13 protein-coding genes and 1 pseudogene are annotated in these 18,640 nt (G+C 72.1%); 10 read left to right on the top strand and 4 right to left on the bottom strand.

Annotation, left to right across the window (positions count from 1 at the left end; translation table 11 throughout):
- Positions 1–166: 166 nt before the first annotated feature.
- The 9 genes from bcsB to C5F75_RS12060 are packed head-to-tail and all read left to right on the top strand — an operon-like array spanning position 167 to position 14,920.
- Positions 167–2,494, top strand: coding sequence for a cellulose biosynthesis cyclic di-GMP-binding regulatory protein BcsB (bcsB, locus tag C5F75_RS12095; protein ID WP_059573794.1), 2,328 nt, complete (start codon positions 167–169; stop codon positions 2,492–2,494).
- Between the two features lie 3 nt (positions 2,495–2,497).
- The gene (bcsZ, locus tag C5F75_RS37185) at positions 2,498–3,727 is read left to right on the top strand and encodes a cellulose synthase complex periplasmic endoglucanase BcsZ (RefSeq protein ID WP_258048560.1); all 1,230 of its coding nucleotides are present in this window, start codon (positions 2,498–2,500) and stop codon (positions 3,725–3,727) included.
- Positions 3,712–7,620 (top strand): cellulose synthase subunit BcsC-related outer membrane protein, encoded by a 3,909-nt coding sequence (locus C5F75_RS12090; protein WP_104012308.1) that lies wholly within the window; start codon positions 3,712–3,714, stop codon positions 7,618–7,620. The genes bcsZ and C5F75_RS12090 overlap by 16 nt, the downstream gene beginning before the upstream one ends.
- An 8-nt stretch (positions 7,621–7,628) precedes the next feature.
- Positions 7,629–9,605 carry a cellulose biosynthesis protein BcsE gene (gene bcsE / locus C5F75_RS12085; RefSeq protein ID WP_060011715.1) on the top strand — a complete coding sequence of 659 codons (1,977 nt, stop codon included), beginning with the start codon at positions 7,629–7,631 and terminating at the stop codon, positions 9,603–9,605.
- Positions 9,602–9,847, top strand: a complete 246-nt coding sequence (locus C5F75_RS12080) for a hypothetical protein (RefSeq protein ID WP_060011717.1) — start codon at positions 9,602–9,604, stop codon at positions 9,845–9,847. Before bcsE ends, C5F75_RS12080 begins: the two co-directional genes overlap by 4 nt.
- The gene (gene bcsQ, locus C5F75_RS12075; RefSeq protein ID WP_059640895.1) at positions 9,844–10,623 is read left to right on the top strand and encodes a cellulose biosynthesis protein BcsQ; all 780 of its coding nucleotides are present in this window, start codon (positions 9,844–9,846) and stop codon (positions 10,621–10,623) included. The genes C5F75_RS12080 and bcsQ overlap by 4 nt, the downstream gene beginning before the upstream one ends.
- The gene (gene bcsA / locus C5F75_RS12070) at positions 10,620–13,157 is read left to right on the top strand and encodes a UDP-forming cellulose synthase catalytic subunit (protein WP_060011719.1); all 2,538 of its coding nucleotides are present in this window, start codon (positions 10,620–10,622) and stop codon (positions 13,155–13,157) included. The genes bcsQ and bcsA overlap by 4 nt, the downstream gene beginning before the upstream one ends.
- Before the next feature lie 27 nt (positions 13,158–13,184).
- Positions 13,185–14,741, top strand: coding sequence for a cellulose biosynthesis protein BcsG (bcsG, locus tag C5F75_RS12065; RefSeq protein WP_059573788.1), 1,557 nt, complete (start codon positions 13,185–13,187; stop codon positions 14,739–14,741).
- The gene (locus tag C5F75_RS12060) at positions 14,723–14,920 is read left to right on the top strand and encodes a hypothetical protein (protein WP_059573787.1); all 198 of its coding nucleotides are present in this window, start codon (positions 14,723–14,725) and stop codon (positions 14,918–14,920) included. The genes bcsG and C5F75_RS12060 overlap by 19 nt, the downstream gene beginning before the upstream one ends.
- 55 nt (positions 14,921–14,975) lie before the next feature.
- Here the strand turns inward: C5F75_RS12060 and C5F75_RS12055 are convergent, their stop codons facing one another.
- The 4 genes from C5F75_RS12055 to C5F75_RS12040 are packed head-to-tail and all read right to left on the bottom strand — an operon-like array spanning position 14,976 to position 18,207.
- The gene (locus tag C5F75_RS12055; protein WP_060011720.1) at positions 14,976–15,860 is read right to left on the bottom strand and encodes a pirin family protein; all 885 of its coding nucleotides are present in this window, start codon (positions 15,858–15,860) and stop codon (positions 14,976–14,978) included.
- Positions 15,861–15,891: 31 nt separating this feature from the next.
- Positions 15,892–16,284, bottom strand: coding sequence for an OsmC family protein (locus C5F75_RS12050; RefSeq protein WP_059573785.1), 393 nt, complete (start codon positions 16,282–16,284; stop codon positions 15,892–15,894).
- 56 nt (positions 16,285–16,340) lie between these two features.
- A complete protein-coding gene (locus C5F75_RS12045; protein ID WP_059573784.1) occupies positions 16,341–17,921 on the bottom strand; it encodes a cation:proton antiporter in 1,581 nt (526 codons plus the stop codon).
- Between the two features lie 25 nt (positions 17,922–17,946).
- Positions 17,947–18,207, bottom strand: coding sequence for a DUF1427 family protein (locus C5F75_RS12040; protein WP_059573783.1), 261 nt, complete (start codon positions 18,205–18,207; stop codon positions 17,947–17,949).
- A gap of 278 nt (positions 18,208–18,485) precedes the next feature.
- On the opposite strand from C5F75_RS12040, the pseudogene C5F75_RS12035 reads away from it, so the two are divergent.
- Positions 18,486–18,640 (top strand): annotated as a pseudogene (locus tag C5F75_RS12035) (hydrolase); the annotation flags it as partial.

Raw genomic sequence — 18,640 nt, 5'->3', positions numbered from 1 at the left:
GACGAACCGGCCGCTGAAGCATTCGCCGCGTCGTACCGACAAATGCAATCAGGTCATATAGATGAGAGGAAGCAGAGGGGATGTGCACTCACGGGCATAGCTGCTTTGCGCGCGTCCGTTGCGACGCGCGGATGGACCGGACGATCGTGACGATGGAGAGCGGCGCATGAGGCCGGCCGTGTCGCTGTTCGTCCTCGCGGCCGCGATGACCGGCGCTTTCCACGCGGCCGCGCTGTCGGCCGCGCCGATGCCGGCGGTGCCGGCCGCCGCTTCGACGTCCGCTGCCGATCGCGCGGCGGCCCCCGCTACCGCGGCGCCCGCGGCCGCGCCGACGGCGGCCAGCGCGCCGGCCGCCGGCCTGCCGGCGACGACCGTGCGCATGCCGTTCGCATCGCTCGGCGCGTTCGATCCGCTGCGCCTGCGCGGCGCCGACGACGCGCGCACGATCAACGCCGGCGTGCGGCTCGACCGCGTGATCACGGGCGCGCGGCTGCGCCTGACCTACGCGTATTCGCCGTCGCTGGTCTTTCCGCTGTCGCACCTGAAGGTGTCGGTGAACGGCGAGGTGATCGCGACCGTCCCGTTCGATGCGGCGCGCGCCGGGCGCACGGTCACGCAGGAGATCCCGATCGATCCGCGCTACTTTTCCGATTTCAACCAGATCGGCCTGCGCCTGATCGCGCACTACACGCTCGACCATTGCGAGGATCCGGCGAACTCGGCGCTGTGGGCCGACGTGAGCCCGACGAGCGAGCTGATCCTCGACGAATCGCCGGTGCGCCTGCCGAACGATCTCGCGCTGCTGCCCGCGCCGTTCTTCGACCGGCGCGACAACGGCCGCCTGCGGCTGCCGTTCGTGCTGCCGGCCACGCCCGATTCGGCGACGCTGCGCAGCGCGGGCGTGCTCGCGTCGTGGTTCGGCGCGCTGGCCGACTACCGGCATGCGCGCTTCCCGGTATCGGCCGCGCTGCCGGCCGACGACCAGGCCGTCGTGGTCGGCACGGCCGCGACGCTGCCGGCCGGTCTCGCGCTGCCCCCCATCAACGGTCCGCTGCTCGCGGTCGCCGACAATCCGGCCGCGCCGGGGCGCAAGCTGCTGATCGTCACGGGCCGCACGGCGGCCGAGGTCGACGACGCGGTCGCGACGCTCGTGCTCGGCCGCGCGGCGCTGTCCGGGCCGGCCGCGACGGTCGCGCACGTCGATCTCGGCGCGCCGCGCAAGCCGTACGACGCGCCGCGCTGGCTGCCGGTGAACCGGCCGATCGCGTTCCGCGAACTCGTGAACGACCCGCGCCAGCTCGAAGTGCGCGGCACGACGCCCGACGCGATCCGGCTGAACCTGCGCGTGCCGGCCGATCTGCATTCGTGGAACGGCGCGGGCGTGCCGATCACGCTGCGCTACCGCTACACGGCGCCGACCGTGCAGGACAATTCGACGCTTGCCGTCGAGATCAACGACCAGCTCGTGAAGTCGTACCGGCTCGGGCCGGCCCACGCGGAGGACGCGCACGGGCGCATGCAGTTGCCGCTGCTGTCGGTGCCGGAAGGGCGCGTGACGAGCGACGTCGACATTCCCGCGTTTCGCGTCGGCAGCGGCAACCAGCTGCAATTCCGCTTCACGCTCGATTCGCAGAAGACGGGCCTGTGCTCGAGCACGGCCACCGAGCCGCAGCGCGCGGCGATCGATCCGGATTCGACGATCGACTTCTCGCATTTCGTCCATTACGCGCAATTGCCGAACCTCGCGTTCTTCGCGAACAGCGGCTTTCCGTTCACGCGCTTCGCGGACCTGTCGCAGACGGCCGTCGTGCTGCCCGAGCGGCCCTCGCCGCAGGAGCTCGAGGCGTACCTGACGATGCTCGGCCACATGGGCGAATGGACCGGCTTCCCGGCGCTGCGCGTGCAGGTCGCGCGGCCCGGCGACGTCGCCGCGCTGTCGGGGCACAAGGATGTGCTCGTGATCGATGGCTCCCCGGCGTCGCCGCTGCTCGCGAACTGGCGTGCGTCGCTGCCGCTCGCGATCGGCGAGCCGGGCGGCGCGGGCGGCGGCGGCGCGACGCGCGTCGCGTTCACGGTGAAGGAGCGCTGGCGCAACGGCGTGGGCGTCGCCGACGGCGGCGCGCACATCGAACAGACGGGCCCGCTCGCCGCGCTCGCCGGTTTCGAGCTGCCGGGCAGCCGCGGCCGCAGCGTCGTCGCGCTGACGGCGACCGACCAGCCGCGCCTCGGCGATCTGCTCGACGTGTTCGAGAACGCGGGGCTCGTGGCGCAACTGCAGGGCGACCTCGCGCTGGTGCGGCCGGGGCAGGTCGACAGCCTGCGGGTCGGCGAGCCTTACGTGGTCGGCTTCGTGCCGTGGTATGCGCGCGTGTGGACGGAGGCGGCGCGGCATCCGGTCGTGCTCGGCGCGGTGGGCGTCGTCGCGGGGCTGCTGCTCGCGCTCGGCGTGTTCAGCGTGCTGCAGCGAATCGCCGCGCGTCGACGGGGGATGTAACGGATGGCGCGGGCAATGACGAAGCGACGGGCGACGCAGCCGGCGCGGCGTGTCGGCGCGACGCTCGCGCTGGCGGTGGCGGTGACGTGCGCGGCGGCCGGCATGGCCATGCACGCGCGGGCCGCGCCGGCCAGTGCAGCCGATGCCGCCGCCGCGGGATGCAGTGCCACGTGGCCGCGCTGGGACGCGTTCAAGCGCGATTTCATCTCGGCCGACGGCCGCGTGATCGACGTCGGCTCGGCCGATTCCCGCACGGTATCGGAGGGGCAGGCGTATGGGCTGTTCTTCGCGCTGGTCGCGAACGACCGGCGCATGTTCGACACGATCCTCGCGTGGACCGAGAACAATCTCGCGCAGGGCGACCTGAGCGCACGCTTGCCGGCGTGGCTGTGGGGCCGCGCGCCCGACGGCGCATGGCGCGTGCTCGACGCGAACGCGGCGTCGGACGCCGACCTGTGGATTGCCTATGCGCTCGTCGAGGCCGGGCGGCTGTGGCACGAGCGCAGCTATACGGCGCGCGGCGCGCTGCTCGCGAAGCGCGTGCTCGACGACGAGACGGCGACCGTGCCGGGCCTCGGCCTCACGCTGCTGCCGGGGCCGACCGGGTTCAAGCTGGCCAACGGCCAATGGCGCGTGAATCCGAGCTATTCGCCGCCGCAGGTGATTCGCGCGCTCGGCGCGCGGCTGCCCGACGACCGGCGCTGGGCCGCGCTCGCATCCAGCACCGCTCGCGTGCTGCTCGACACCGCGCCGAAGGGCTTCTCGCCCGACTGGGCGCTGTATCGCGCGGGCAAGGGGTTCGGGCCCGATCCGGATACGCACGCGGAGAGCGCGTACAACGCGATTCGCGTGTACCTGTGGGCCGGCATGCTTGACCGCGCCGATCCGCTCGCCGCGCCGCTGCTCGCGAAGTTCGCGCCGTTCGCCGACCATATCGCCGCGCATGGCGCGCCGCCGGAGAAGGTCGATACGACGACGGGCGTCGCGGGCCCGAACGACGGCAACGGCGGCTTCTCCGCGGCGGCCGTGCCGTTCCTCGACGCGCGCGGCCAGCACGCGCTCGCGGATGCGCAGGCGGCGCGCGTCGAGACGCTCGCGCGCCAGTCGGCGCCCGGCTATTACTCCAGCGTGCTGACGCTGTTCGGGCTCGGCTGGCGCGACGGTCGCTACCGGTTCGGGGCGGACGGCACGCTCGACACGCGTTGGGGAGGCCGTTCGTGCGCCGCCCGTTGAAGCGTGCCGCGCCGCACGTCGCGGGATTCGCGTGGCTCGCGTCGTCGGTGTGCGCGGCCGCGCCGGGCGCCGCCTCGGGCGCCGCGGCGGCGCCCCCCGCGGCACCGGCCACCGCGGCTGCCGGCGATGCGCGGCGCGAGCTCGACACCGCGCGGATGTGGGGCATCAAGCATCGCGACGATCTCGCGCGCGATGCGCTGCGCAAGGGCCTGCTGATCGCGCCGGGCGATCCCGACCTGCTGGCCGAACAGGTGCGCGTGCTGCTGCGGCTCGGCGACGCGAAAGGTGCGCAGGCGTCGCTGGCGCGGCTGCAGGCGCAGTCGCCGAATGCGCCGGCCACGCGGCGGGTGGCCGACGAATACCGCGTCGCGACGAGCGCGCGCGGCGAGATGGCGCAGATCCGGCTGCTCGCGCGCAGCGGCCGCGCCGACGAGGCCGCCCGGCGGATCGTCGCGCTGTTTCCGAACGGCGCGCCGTCGGGTGCGCTCGGCGCCGAGTATTACCAGATCGTCTCGAATGCGCCGGGCGGGCGCGAGCCGGCGATCGCCGCGCTGCGCCGCGCGATCGCCGCCGATCCGCGCGACACGAGCGCGTCGATCGCGCTCGCGCGGCTGTTGAACCAGCGCGACGACACGCGCGCGGAAGCGAACCGGATCGCGTCGTCGCTCGCGACGCGCGCCGACGCGGACCATACGGAAGCGATGGCGCTGTGGCGGCGCGTGCTGCAGTCGGCCGGCAGCGATCCCGCGTATCTCGATGCGCTGCACGCGTATCTCGCGCTCGCGCCGGACGATACCGAATTCCGCGATCGCGCAGCCGGCCTCGATCGGCAGCGCGATGCGCAGCGCCGGCTCGAGCGCGATCCCGACTACATCGCGCAGCAGCGCGGGCTGCAGGCGCTGGCGCGCGGCGACCTGGCCGCCGCCGACCCGCTGCTCGCGCGCGCCGCGCGGGCGCGGGCGGACGACGCCGATGCGCTGGGCGGGCTCGGCCTGCTGCGCCTGCGCGAAGGGCGGCATGACGAAGCGCGCGCGCTGTTCGCACGGGCCGCGACGCGTGCGACCGACCAGCGCGGCAAATGGCAAGGCCTCGCGCGTACCGCGCAGTTCTGGGGGCTGCTCGCCCAAGGCCGCGAGGCGGCCAGTGCGGGCCGCCCGCGCGATGCCGAGCGCGCCGCGCGCGCGGCGCTCGCGATGCAGCCGGACAACCCGGACGCGAAGCTTCAGCTTGCCGATGCGCTGCTCGCGCAGCGCGACTGGGCGCAGGCGGAGCCATTGCTGCGCGGTTTGCTCGCCGCGCGCTCGCCGAGCGTGTCGGCCGTGCGCGACACGGCCACGCTGTATGAAAACACCGGCCGCGCGGACCGGATCGGCCCGTTGCTCGACGCGCTGCAAGGGCGCGTGACGAGCGCCGACGATCGGCGCGCGCTCGACGGCCTGCGCGGCGACCTGCTCGCGAAGGAAGCGCGCGCGCTGGCCGACAAGGGGGCACGCGGGCCGGCCGCGCAACGCTACGAGGCGGCCGTGCGCGCGACGCCCGACGCGCCGTGGACGCGCTTCGCGCTCGCGCGCCTCTATCGCGACATGGGGCTGCCGCAGCTCGGCCGCACGGTGATGGACGACGGGCTCGCGCTGAGCGATACGCCCGAGATGCGCTACGCGAACGCGCTGTACCGCAACTCGCTCGACGATGTCGCGGGCGCGCAGGCCGCACTGGCGCCGGTCGACGATGCGCACCGTTCGGACGGGATGCGTGCGCTCGCGCGCAAGCTCGATGCCGAAAGCGCGCTCGCCGACGCGCGCGGCGCGCATGCACGCGGCGACCGCGCGGCATTCGCCGCCACGCTCGCGCACGCGCAGGCGAGCGCGCCGGACGATCCCGACATGCTCGCCGCGATCGGCGCGCAGTGGATCGACGCGGGCGAACCCGAGCGCGGCCTCGCGCCGCTCCACGACTGGATCGCCGCGCATCCGCGCGAAGCCGATGCGGACGTGCGCCTGCGCTACGGCGACCTGCTCGGCCGCGCGGGGCGCGACGACGCGCTCGCCGCGTGGCTCGACACGCTGCGCCGCGACCCGGCGCTGACGCCCGCGCAGACGGCGCGACTGGAGGACCAGTCGCTGCGGCTCGTGCTGCGGCAGACGGACGACGCGATCGCGCGACAGGATTATGCGCAGGCGCGTACGCTGCTCGATCGCGCGAGCCCGGCCGGCCGCGTGGACAAGCGCCATGCGCTCGAACTCGCCGATCTCGAACGCGCGCAGGGGCATTACGATGCGGCGCGCGAGGCGCTCGCGCCGGTCGTGGCGCGCACGCCCGACGATGCCGATACGCAACTCGCGCTCGCGCGGATCGACGAGGACAGCGGCAACCGTGCGGCCGCCCGCGAGCGCGTGCAGGCGGTGCTGGCGCGCACGCCGGACGACGACGTCGACACGCAGTTGTCGGCCGTGCGCCGCCTGAACGCGCTGCGCCGGCCGGACGAAGCCGCGCAGGTGACCGAGCGGCTGCAGGCTGCGTATCCGGCGCGCGCCGACGTGACGGTCGCGGCCGGCCGCGTGGCCGAGGCGCAGGGCCGCTACGACGACGCTGCGTCGCTGTACCGGCTGTCGCAGTCGCAGGAGCGCGCGACGGGGGTAGGCCCGGGCCGCGACGGGCTGACACCCGCGCAGGCCGCGTTCGCGGAGCTGGCGCAGCGGCGCAATCCCGAGATCGAGACCGGCTGGATACCCGCGTACAAATCGGGCGACGAAGGCATCTCGTCGTATCGCGCGCAGCAGGTGCCGATCTACATGCAGATGCCGGTCCGCTACGACGGGCACGTATTCGCGCAGATCGACACCGTGCATCTCGACCCGGGCACGCTCGATACGAGCGACCCGAACGCGTATTCGCTGAAGACGTTCGGCACGTACGCGGGGCTCCGGGGGCCGAACGGGCTGCCGCCGCCATTCCAGCCGAATCCGCAGGCCGCCGCGCTGCTCGCGAATCCACCGGGCTCGCTGCACCAGTCGGTGACGGGCGTCGCGCTCGGCGCCGGCTATCTGTCCGATGCATGGCGCGTCGATCTCGGCACGTCGCCGCTCGGCTTTCCGGTGCATTACCTGGTCGGCGGCGTGCGCTACCGCTTCGACGCCGGCCCCGCGAGCTTCTCCGTGAATGCGTCGCGCCGGCCGGAAACGAGCAGCGTGCTGTCGTACGCGGGGATGCGCGACCCGTGGACGGGCGCGGTGTGGGGCGGCGTGCGCCGCGACGGCGTGAACCTGCGCGCGTCGGTCGACGTCGGCCGTACGAACCTGTTCGCGGAACTCGGCGCGGGCGTGCTGTCCGGCCGCAACGTCGAACGCAATGCGGAAGTCACGTTGCGCACCGGCTTCACGGTGCCCGTGTACGAGCGCGCGACGATGAAGGTCAGCACCGGGCTCGTCGGCAATGCGTGGCACTACGCGCAGAACCTGCGTTACTACACGTACGGGCAGGGCGGTTACTACAGCCCGCAGCGCTACCTGTCGCTCGGCGTGCCGATCGAATGGGCGGGGCGGCACGATGCGCTGTCGTGGGACCTGACCGTCACGGGCGGGATCTCGAACAGCTACGAGAAGGATTCGCTGTATTACCCGACGCTCTCCGGACAGCGGGCCGCGCAGGTGGCGGCCGGGTTCGTGTACGCGGGCAGTTCGACGCGCGGCGTGTCGTTCTCGTACGGCGTGAACGGCATCGTCGAGTATCGCGTGAACCCGCACCTGAGCGTCGGCGCGCAGTTGCACATCGACCGGTCGCACGACTATGCGCCGAGCTCGGCGCTCGTCTACCTGCGCTATGCGTTCGATGCGCGCGCGCCGCGCAGCTGGCTCGTGACACCCACGCCCGTGCGGCTTTATTCGGATTACTAGGGGAACGCGTGACTACGGAATTCGATGCTACCCGCCTCGCGCCCGGCGCCACCGGCCTGGTCGATCGCGTGCGCGCGCTGTTGCGCATGGGGCCGGCGGGCGGCCGTGCCGGCGCATCGAGCCGGCTCGCGATCGACGGCCTGCCCGACGCCTGGACGCAACTGGACGCCGGCGGCCTTTACGCGATCTACGCGGCCGGCGGCACGCCGGGGTGCGACGCGCTCGTGTGGGAAAGCGCGCGGCAGGCGCGCACGCGCGACGTCACGATCGTGCTGGCGCGCGATCCGGCGAGCGTCGCCGCGCAGATGGCATCGCTCGGCTTCGCGGGCGGCGCGCAGCCGGCCGGCTGGCCGCGCAACCTGAACGTGCTGGCGATGCCGCCGGCGGCCGAGCCGGCCGACGCCGGCGCCGGCGCCGATGCCGGCGTGGCCGGCGGCGCGTCGGGCCGCGCGGCGCCCGGCCCGTTCGCGCGGCTGACGGGCGGCTTGCGCGCGATGAAGCGCTACGGGCTGCATGCCCGGTCGCTGTATTTCGTCGAAGGCGCGCAGCGCTGGTTCAGCTGGGACGATCCGGTCGCGCTCGCGGAGGAAGCGCACGCGCTGGCCGGCTGGTGCCGCACCCGCCGGATCGCGCTCGTGCTGCTGCTCGACCCGGAAGCGGCCCGGGCAGGCGGCGACACGCGTGCCGACGATGCGCCGCTCGTGCGCGATGCGCAGCGCGCGCCGCGCAGCGCCTTCCACGGAATCTGCTCGGGTGTCGCGCAGTTGCAGCGCACGCACGGCGAATTGCTGTGGGTCGTCGATTTCTGGCGCGCGGGCGACACGCTCGCGGCCGGCGAGGTGCGGCCGCTGCGCTTCGCGCCCGGCGGCCGGTTGACCGCCAGCGTCGATGGCGGCGCGACCGAACCGGCGCACCGGATGAAGCTCGCGAGCGACGAGGATCGCGTGGTGGTCAGCCGCGCGGTGCTCGACGGCGCGAGCCGCGTGCCGGACGGCTGGGAGATCGTCGACGACAACGCGGCCGTCGTCGCCGCGTGCGCGAACGCACAGGCCGCGACCGCGGTGCTGGTGTTCCGCTCGCATGCGCAGCTCGAAGCGCTGTGCGCGGACGTGCATACGTTGCGCCGGCAGTGCGGCGGCGCGCTGAAGATCGCGGTCGTCGAGCGCGGCGAGGTGCTGCGCCAGCAGTTCGAGATGCTCGTGCTGAGCGTCGGCGCGAACCGCGTCGTCGCGCGCGACCTGCCCGTGTCGCGGATGCAGGCCGCCGTGCACGCGCTGCACGGCCAGCTCTACGCGCGTCCCGTCGCGGCCGACTATCGCGCGGCGCTCGCGGCCGCGCTCGGCGATTCGGTGCTCGGCTACCTGCCGGTCGGCGCGTTCTGCCAGCGGATTCGCGCGGTGCTCGATCGCGGCGCGGTGCTCGCGCTGCCGCATACGCTCGCGAAGCTCACGCTGCTGCCGGGCGTGTCGCACGTCGACGCGTTGCGGCATTGCCGGCCGCGCCGCGCGGGCGACGTCGTGACGGCCGATGCCGGGCACCTGTTCGTGTTCCTGTTCGCGTGCGAGCCGGTTGATGCCGAAGACGCGCTCGCGCGGATCTTCGACGTGCCGGTCGATACGCTGTCCGACCGCGTCGTGTGCCTGGGGCAGGGCAGCATCGACACCGAGCTCGACGCGCTGAAGGCCGAGAACCGGCGCGCGCCGATCGCCGATTACAGCGACCTGTTCGCGGCGGCGCGGCCGCCGGGCGCCGCGCGCGCAGCGGCCACGCCCGTCGCGCCCGGCGCGGCATTGCCCGACGCGAGCGAGGTGAGCGACGCGATCGATGCGATCGATACCGTCGTCGCGCTCGACGCGATCGGCGTGCCGCAGGCGTCCGCGCCCGCTGCCGACGCCGCCGCGGCGCCGGATCCCGTCATTCCCGCCGTGCGTGCGCGCGGCGCCATTCGCAGCGCGATGCCGCTGCGCAAGCAGGAGGACGCATGATCGCCGAACTCGTCATCGGCTTCATCGTCGGTATCGTGATCGCGGTGCCGGTGTGGATCGTCGCGCAGCACCTCGGCATCGGCCGCGGCTTTCATGCACCGCGCGGCATCGACCGGCGCGACGCGGTGCCGTGCGAACTCGTGCCCGTCGCGCTGCGCGGCCGCCTGTTGCCCGGCGCGGGCGGAGACGGAGGCGATGAAGGCGACCAGCGCGGCACGCGCGACAGCAAGGCGGCACGATGAAGACGATCGCCCTCACATCGACGACGGGCGGCGCGGGCCGCACGACGCTCGCCGCCGCGCTCGCGGTGCTGCTCGCGCGCCGCGGCCGGCCGGTCGTCGCCGTCGAATTCGATGCACAGAACCTGATGGGCGCGGCGCTCGGCCTCGATACGCTGGCCGAACACGGTCTCGCGCACGGCCTGCTGGGCGGCGCCGAACCGTGGCATACGCATACGTGGGGCAACGCCGACGGCGTGCTGTTCGTGCCGTACGGGCAGGTCGACGCGGCCGGCGCGGCCGCGTGCGATGCGCGGCTCGTGGCCGATCCGGCGTGGCTCGCGCGCGCGCTCCACGAGATCGCGCTGCCGGCCGACGGCGTCGTGCTGATCGACACCGCCCGCTATCCGTCGCCGCAGGCCGAGCAGGCGATCCGATGCGCGGACCTGACGCTCGTCGTCGTGCCGCCGGAGCCGGTCGCCTGCGCGACGACGGCCGCGCGGCTCGGCGCGCTGCGGGCCGGCGGCGGCGACCTGCGGATCGTCGTGAACCGGCTGAACCCGGCGCGCGACATGCAGCGCGACGCGCTGGCGATGCTGCGCGCGGTCGCGGGGCCGGCGTCGATGCTCGAGCAGCGCATTCACGTCGACGCGGCCGTGCCCGAAGCGCTCGCGCGCGGCAGCTGGATCTTCGACGACGCGCCGTATTCGCAGGCGTCGCACGACCTGAACGGCGTCGCGAACTGGGTCGATACGTGGCTGAAGGCGGTCGTCGCCGGCCGCGCGGGAGCCATGCGATGAAGGCCGCGTTCGCGTCGCGACTGCGCGCGCTCGGCCGTCGAGCGGCCGACTGGTGCGCGCGCGGCATCGGGCTGCCGGCGCAACGCACGCGGCTGGACTGGTTCGTGCGGCTGTTCTTCCACGCGCCGCCGGCCGGGCGGCCCGATCATGTGCGCCGCTGGGTGCGCGTCGCGTTCCTGCAGCTCGCGCACGACTGGGGCGTGCTGCAGCCGCTCAGCGTGCGCGAATGGCTGTGGCGCGCGATCGTGCGCGCGCCGCGCGCGGCCGACGGCCGGCCCGCGCGCGATCCGCTCGCGTGGTTCGACAGGTTCGTGGTGCCCGTCTACGTGGCCGGGCGCGCGGTCGGCCGGCGCATCAACGCGATGCTCGAACGTCTGCCGTGGGCGCGCTGGGGCGGCTGGCTCGATGCGCGCGCGAACGGCGTCGGCCGGCGCCGCTGGCTCGCGCCGCTGCTGCTCGTGGCCGGCGCGGTGCTGTGGGCCGCGGCCGGGATGTCGCCGCTGATGCCCGGCGCGCAGTTCGCGTTCTTCGCGATCGTCGCGGTGCTCGCGCTCGCGCTGCGCCGCCTGCCGGGCCATCTGCCGACCCTCGCGCTCGCGTCGCTCGCGCTGCTCGCGGCCGTGCGCTACGTATGGTGGCGCACGACGCAGACGCTCGATTTCCGCAGCCCGATCGAGGCCGTCGCCGGCTACCTGCTGTATGGCGCCGAAGCCTATACGTGGATGATCCTGCTGCTCGGCTTCGTGCAGACCGCATGGCCGCTCGACCGGCCGATCGTGCCGCTGCCCGACGATCCGGACACCTGGCCGAGCGTCGACGTCTATATCCCGACCTACAACGAACCGCTGTCGGTCGTGAAGCCGACCGTGTTCGCCGCGCAGAGCATCGACTGGCCCGCCGCGAAGCTGCGCGTGTACCTGCTCGACGACGGCCGGCGCCCGGAATTCGCGGCATTCGCGGCCGAGGCCGGCATCGACTACCTGACGCGCGACGACAATCTCCACGCGAAGGCCGGCAACATCAACCGCGCGTTGCCGAAGACGCACGGCGAGTACATCGCGATCTTCGACTGCGATCACGTGCCGACGCGCTCGTTCCTGCAGACGACGATGGGCGTGTTCCTGCGCGACCCGAAGTGCGCGCTCGTGCAGACGCCGCACCATTTCTTCTCGCCCGATCCGTTCGAGCGCAACCTCGGCACGTTCCGCGAGGTGCCGAACGAGGGCAACCTGTTCTACGGCCTCGTGCAGTCGGGCAACGACCTGTGGAACGCGACGTTCTTCTGCGGATCGTGCGCGGTGCTCAAGCGCAGCGCGCTGGAGGAGGTCGGCGGCGTCGCGGTCGAAACCGTGACCGAGGATGCGCACACGGCGCTCAAGCTGCATCGTCGCGGCTATACGTCGGCGTACCTGCCGACCGTGCAGGCGGCCGGCCTCGCGACCGAAAGCCTCGCGGGCCACGTGAAGCAGCGCACGCGCTGGGCGCGCGGGATGGCGCAGATCTTCCGCATCGACAACCCGTTCCTCGGGCGCGGGCTCGGTTTCATCCAGCGGATCTGCTACGGCAACGCGATGCTGCACTTCTTCTATGGGATTCCGCGCCTGGTATTCCTGACGATCCCGCTCGCGTACCTGTTCTTCCACCTGTATTTCATCAACGCGTCGTCGCTCGCGCTCGCGAGCTACGTGATCCCATACCTCGTGCTCGCGAACATCGCGAACTCGCGGATGCAGGGGCGCTACCGGCATTCGTTCTGGGCCGAGGTCTACGAATCGGTGCTCGCGTGGTACATCGCGCTGCCGACCACCGTCGCGTTCTTCAGCCCGAAGCACGGCAAGTTCAACGTGACCGACAAGGGCGGCAAGATCGACGAAGGCTACGTCGACTGGTCGACGTCGAAGCCGTATCTCGTGCTGTTCGCGCTGAACGTGCTCGCGATCGTCGCCGGCCTGTGGCGGCTCGTGGCCGACCAGGGCGACGAGGCGTCGACGATCCTGATCACGCTCGGCTGGACCGTGTACAACCTCGCGATGCTCGGCGCGGCGCTGGCCGTCGCGCGCGAGACGAAGCAGGTGCGCGTCACGCACCGGATCGCGATGCGCGTGCCGGCGATGCTGCTGCTCGCCGACGGCTCGACCGCCGCGTGCTTCACGAGCGACTACTCGACCGGCGGCCTCGGTCTTGAAGCCGTGCCGGGGCTGCCGCTCGCGGTCGGCGACACGCTGACGGTGTGCGTGACGCGCGGCGACCGCGCGTTTCCGTTCCCGGTGCGCGTGACCCGTGTGACGCCGACCCACGTCGGCGTGAGCTTCGAGGCGCTGACGCTCGAACAGGAGCGTCAGCTCGTGCAATGCACGTTCGGCCGTGCGGATGCGTGGCTCGACTGGCACGAGGGCGCGCGGCCCGACACGCCGCTCGGCGGGCTCAAGGAAGTGCTGCGGATCGGGCTGGACGGTTACGTACGAATGTGGAAGGGTGCGGCGCGCGGCGTGCAGGCCATGCTCGCGCCGAAACTCGATCGCGCGCGCGACTGACGCGGCGCGCATCATGGAGTGGGTTAGATGACGTTCTGGAATCTGTATTTCATCCTGAAGTTCGCGCTGTTCGCGACCGGGCGCCTGCAGCCGTTCTGGCTCGCGAACCTCGCGTTCGCGGTGGCGCTGGTGGCGAGCGCGCCGATCCGGTCGCGCGCGTGGCGCATCGTCCGGCAGGTCGTGGCGATCGCGATCGCGGTGCCGCTGCTCGCGCGCGAGCTGCATGCGCCGCCGCTCGCCCGTCTCGCGGAGGCCGCGCGCGAAGTCAGCACGTTCCGGCTCGACTACTGGATGGAGCTGCTGCCGCGCCTGTTGCCGCCCGTGCTCGCGCTGACGATCGTCGGCGTGCTGATCGTCTATTTCATCGTCAATCGCTGGCTGCGCGTCGCGACGTTCGTGGTGGCCGTGCTCGTTGTCATGCCGTTGTGGCAGGCCGGCAGCGGGCTGATGGCGCGCGTCGTCGCGCCGGCCCAGCCGCAGGCGAACGCGGCGGGCGCCACGCGCGTCGACGCACCCGAGGATCACAACGCGGCGCTCGCGACGTTCCGCGCGCAGGAATCGCAGCGCCAGGTCGCGTTCGGTCATCTCGGCAGCGATCCGGCCGCGCAGTTCGACGTGATCGTGCTGCACGTCTGTTCGCTGTCGTGGGACGACCTCGATGCGGCGAAGGTGCGCAACCATCCGATGCTGAGCCACTTCGACTACCTGTTCACGAACTTCAGCACGGCCGCGAGCTACAGCGGCCCGGCGGCGATCCGCGTGCTGCGCGCGAGCTGCGGGCAGGAGGCGCATGCGGACCTGTACAAACCCGCGCCGCAGCAGTGCCACCTGTTCTCGCAACTGGCGGGCGCCGGCTACACGGTGCAGTCGCTGCTGAACCACGACGGCCATTTCGACAACTTCCTGCAGGTGATCCACGACAACATCGGCGTGGCCGATGCGCCGATGATCTCGAACGCGGCCGCGCCCGTCGCGATGCACGCGTTCGACGGCTCGGGGATCAAGGACGACTATGCGACGCTCGCGAACTGGTACGCGCAGCGCGCGTCGGTGCCGGGGCCGGTCGCGCTGTACTACAACACGATCAGCCTGCACGACGGCAACCGCGTCGTCGGCAGCGCGCTGACGAGCATCGATTCGTATCCGCAGCGCGCGACGAAACTGATGACCGACTTCGACCGTCTCGCCGACCTGATCGCGCAATCGGGCCGCCGCGCGGTGATCGTGTTCGTGCCCGAGCACGGCGCCGCGTTGCGCGGCGACAAGAACCAGATCGCGGGGCTGCGCGAGATTCCGACGCCGCGCATCGTGCACGGGCCGGTCGGTGTGCGGCTCGTCGGCTTCGCCGGCAACCACGGCGCGACGACCGTGATCGAGCAGCCGACCAGCTTCCTCGCGCTCGCGCAGTTGCTGTCGAATCTCGTGTCGAACAGCCCGTTCAAGCCGGGCGCGACGCTTGCGCAATACGCGGCCGATTTGCCGCGCACGCGGATGATCGGCGAGAACGAGGGCACGGTGACGATGCAGACGGCCGCGGGTTACGCGGTGAAAACTCCGGATGGCGTATGGATCGACGAACAGTGACGATTACCGGCGAAGGCGACGACGATCGCCTGTCGCAACCGAACGACGTGATCGGCCTCGCGCGGCATCTGCCCGCGCTCGATCCCGAGCGCTACGTCGACGAGCAGGCGCGCCGCGCGTTCGACGCGTCGCTCGATCGCTGGCCGGTGCTCGCGAAGCTGATGGGGCTGAAGCGGTAAACGCGCGACGGCCAGCATGATGGCCGGCCGTCGTCGCCTTGTCGGGGCAGGCTGCCTACTGCGCTTTGCGTTCCGGCTGCCGCGTCCATTCGTTTTCTTCGCCCGGCACCTTGCCGAAGGTCTGATCGGCCCACGCGGCCCGCGCCGCGTCGATCTTCGCGCGTTCGCTCGACACGAAATTCCATTCGATGAATCGCTCGCCCGGCAGGTGCGCACCGCCGAGCAACATCACGCGTGCGCCGTTCGCGCTGGCGAGCGCCACGCTCGCGCCGGGTTCGAGCACGGCCATCGTCGCCGGGGCGAGCGGCGTGCCGTCGACGGTGAGGTCGCCGTCGACGAGATACACGCCGCGTTCTTCATGTTCCGCATCGAGCGTGAGCGTACCGCCCGACGCGAACTCCGCAACCGCATAGAGCGTCGGCGAGAATACGGCGACCGGCGACACGAGCCCGAACGCGGTGCCCGCGATCACGCGCACGGTCACGCCGTCGCGCGTGAACGACGGCAGCGTGTTGGCCGCATGGTGAACGAACGCGGGTGCGGTGTCTTCATGCTCGACCGGCAGCGCGACCCAGGTCTGGATTCCGTGCACCGGCTGCTCGCGCGGCCGATCCTCGTCGGGCGAGCGTTCCGAATGCACGATGCCGCGGCCGGCGGTCATCCAGTTCACGTCGCCCGGCACGATCTTCTGCCGGAAGCCAAGGCTGTCGTGATGCATCAGCGAGCCGTCGAACAGGTAGGTGACGGTCGCGAGCCCGATGTGCGGATGCGGGAGCACGTCGATGCCGTGGCCGGCCGGCAGCACGGCCGGGCCCATCTCGTCGAAGAAGATGAACGGGCCGACGAGGCGCGCGGCGCGCGCGGGCAGCACGCGGCGCACGACGAGGTTGCCGATGTCGCTTTCGCGCGGCGTGAGCAGGGTCTTGATCGAGGCGGACATGACGGGAATCTCGTGACGGGGGCGGGAATACTCAAGCGATCGCCGTGTCGATCGCGATCGGGTGCGTGAGGATCTTGTGCACCGGGCATGCATTCGCGATCTGCAGCAGGCGTTCGCGCTGTTCGTCGGTCAGCTCGCCGTCGAGCGTGATGCGGCGCACGATCGTGCTGCCCGCGCTGCCCGATTCGTGCGCGAGCTTCACGTGCACTTCGTCGAGCGGCCAGCCTTTTCGTTGCGCATACATCTTCAACGTGATCGCGGTGCACGCGCCAAGGCTCGACAGCAGCAGCGCGACGGGCGTCGGCGCCGTATCGCCGCCGCCGAGCGACGCGGGTTCGTCGGCGCGCCACTGGTGGACGCCATCGGTGAAGTGGACGAGGTAATCGACCGGGCCGATGCTCGCTTCGACGGTGAGTTCGCTCATTGCAATTCCAGGTGGGGAAAGGGGCCGGGCCGGCCGGGCATGCCGCGGGCCGGACGTTACGGTTCGAGCAGGCGCTGCAGCCGCAGCTCCTCGAAATCCAGCTCCGATTCTATGCGGTGCAGCACCGCGTCGTCGACCCGGCCGTCGCGATGCAGGTCGAGCAGCGCGTCGCGCGACACGCCGACCAGCTCCAGCTCGACGCGCAGCATCCGCGCGCGCACGTCGGCGGGCGCCGCGCCGTCGCGGTGTGCGCGTTCGTTGAACGCGACGCGGTTGCGGTATTCGGTCAGCAGCCGGTCCAGCGATGCACGTTCGAGGCCGGCGCCGCGCTGCTCGCGCGCATCGAGTTCGGCGAGCGCCGCGCCGAACGTGTGCGCGCGCACCGCGTGCTCGGACATCGTGCGGCGCGCGGCCGGGCGCAGCTTCAGCACGCGGATCAGCGGCGCGAGCGTGCCGCCCTGCACGACGAGCGTCGCGATGATCAGCAGGAACGTGCTGAACAGGATCAGGTCGCGGCCGGGGAAATTGGCGGGCAGCGCGATCGCGGCCGCGAGGCTCACGACGCCGCGCATGCCCGACCAGCCGAGCACGACCGCTTCGCGCCACGACCACGCCGCGTGGCCCGCGCGCCGCGCGCGCAGGCGGCCCGGCAGCCACATCGCGGCGAACACCCACATCATGCGCGCGCCGATCGCGGCGGCCGTCGCCGGCAGCGCGACCCGCAGGCCGGCCATCAGCACCGCGCCTTCGTGGTTCACGCCCGCGAGGATCGCGTGCAGCGCGAGGCCGATCAGGATGAACACGAGCGCGTCGAGCACGAACACGATCGCTTCCCACGTCGCCTTCGCCTTGATCCGCATGTCGGCGTCGAACACGCGATGCTGGCGCACGCCGAGCACGAGGCCGCAGGTGACGACCGACAGCACGCCCGAGCCGGCGACCGCTTCCGCGATTCCGTAGCTGCCCCATGCCATCGCGAAGGTCACGACGATGCCGAGCATCGGGTCGCGCAGGCGCGGCAGCACCCAGCACATCGCGTGGCCGCACGCGAGGCCGACCGCGATGCCGATCAGCGTGAGCGAGAAGAACAGGCCGGTGGCGCTCGCTGCCGTGATCGACACGGCGAGCGCGGCCGATACGGCCATCTGGTACAGCAGCAGGCCCGACGCGTCGTTGACGAGGCTTTCGCCTTCGAGCACCGCGACGAGCCGCGCGGGCAGCGGGTGGCGCTGCAGGATCGCCTTCGCGGCGACCGCGTCGGGCGGCGACACGATCGCGCCGAGCGTGAAGCACGCGGCCCACGGCAGTGCGGGATTCGCCGCATGCACGGCGAGCGCGACCGCGACGGTCGTGAACGCCACGGCCCCGAGCGCGAGCGACGCGATCGATGCGAGCTCCTGCCGGAATTCCTTCCAGGCGGTGTAGAACCCGCTCGACATCAGGAGCGGCGGCAGCACGGCCGCGAGCAGCAGCGCCGGGTCCATGTCGGGCACGCGCTTGCCGGCGACGGCGACCGCGCAGCCGCCGAGCAGCAGCACGACGGCCGGCGGAATCGACACGCGTTCGGCGAGCCACGTGAGCGCGCCCGCGCCGCAGATCAACAGCAACAGGTAATGGAACAGCTCGACGTTGGTCATGCGCGGCCGGCGGCGATGGGGTGGATCAAGAAGGCTTGCGGTCGTTCGCGGCACCGCCCGGCAGCGCGCCGAACATGTGCTGGCTGCACTGCGCGTCGCGCCATGCGGTGTTCAGCCGATGGCCGGACAGCATCCGGCGCGCGACGGGCAGGATCTGTTCGCCGGCCAGCATGCCGAGCAGGCCGAGAAGCGCGATGATCGGCGGCGCGGGCGAATTCACGCCGATCGCGCCGTAGATGACGCCGGCGAGGATGCCGGCGAGCAGCGAGAGGACATACGGTTTCATGGGGGTGCGCCTCGTGAGGGCCGAGCGGCGCCGGAGCGGCGCCGCCGAAGTCTTGAGAGCGTATCGGGTTTGCGTGAAGAAAAAAAGGGCGGGCGGGCCGGAACGGCCATCCATTCGGGAATCGGATCGATTCCATTCCTTGGGTGTTCGCGCCGCGCGTTTGCGGCTTAAATGTTCGGGTCCGGATGACGACGATCCGGCGCCGATGCATTCCGGGCCCCTCCCGTTGTCACGGTCGAGGCAGGCCCCCCTTTTTCCGTTCACAGGACCCATCCGCCATGAGCAACCCGAAGCTTGAAGTACTGACGCCGCAGAACAGCCAGCTGATCTTCATCGACCAGCAGCCGCAGATGGCGTTCGGCGTGCAGTCGATCGATCGGCAGACGCTGAAGAACAACGTCGTCGGGCTCGCGAAGGCCGCGAAGGTCTTCAA

Origin of the sequence: Burkholderia anthinoferrum (genome assembly GCF_002925705.1) — a bacterium.
GTDB lineage: Bacteria > Pseudomonadota > Gammaproteobacteria > Burkholderiales > Burkholderiaceae > Burkholderia > Burkholderia semiarida.
Note: the sequence above shows the minus strand (reverse complement) of the source record. Positions and strands in the feature narration are given on the sequence as shown.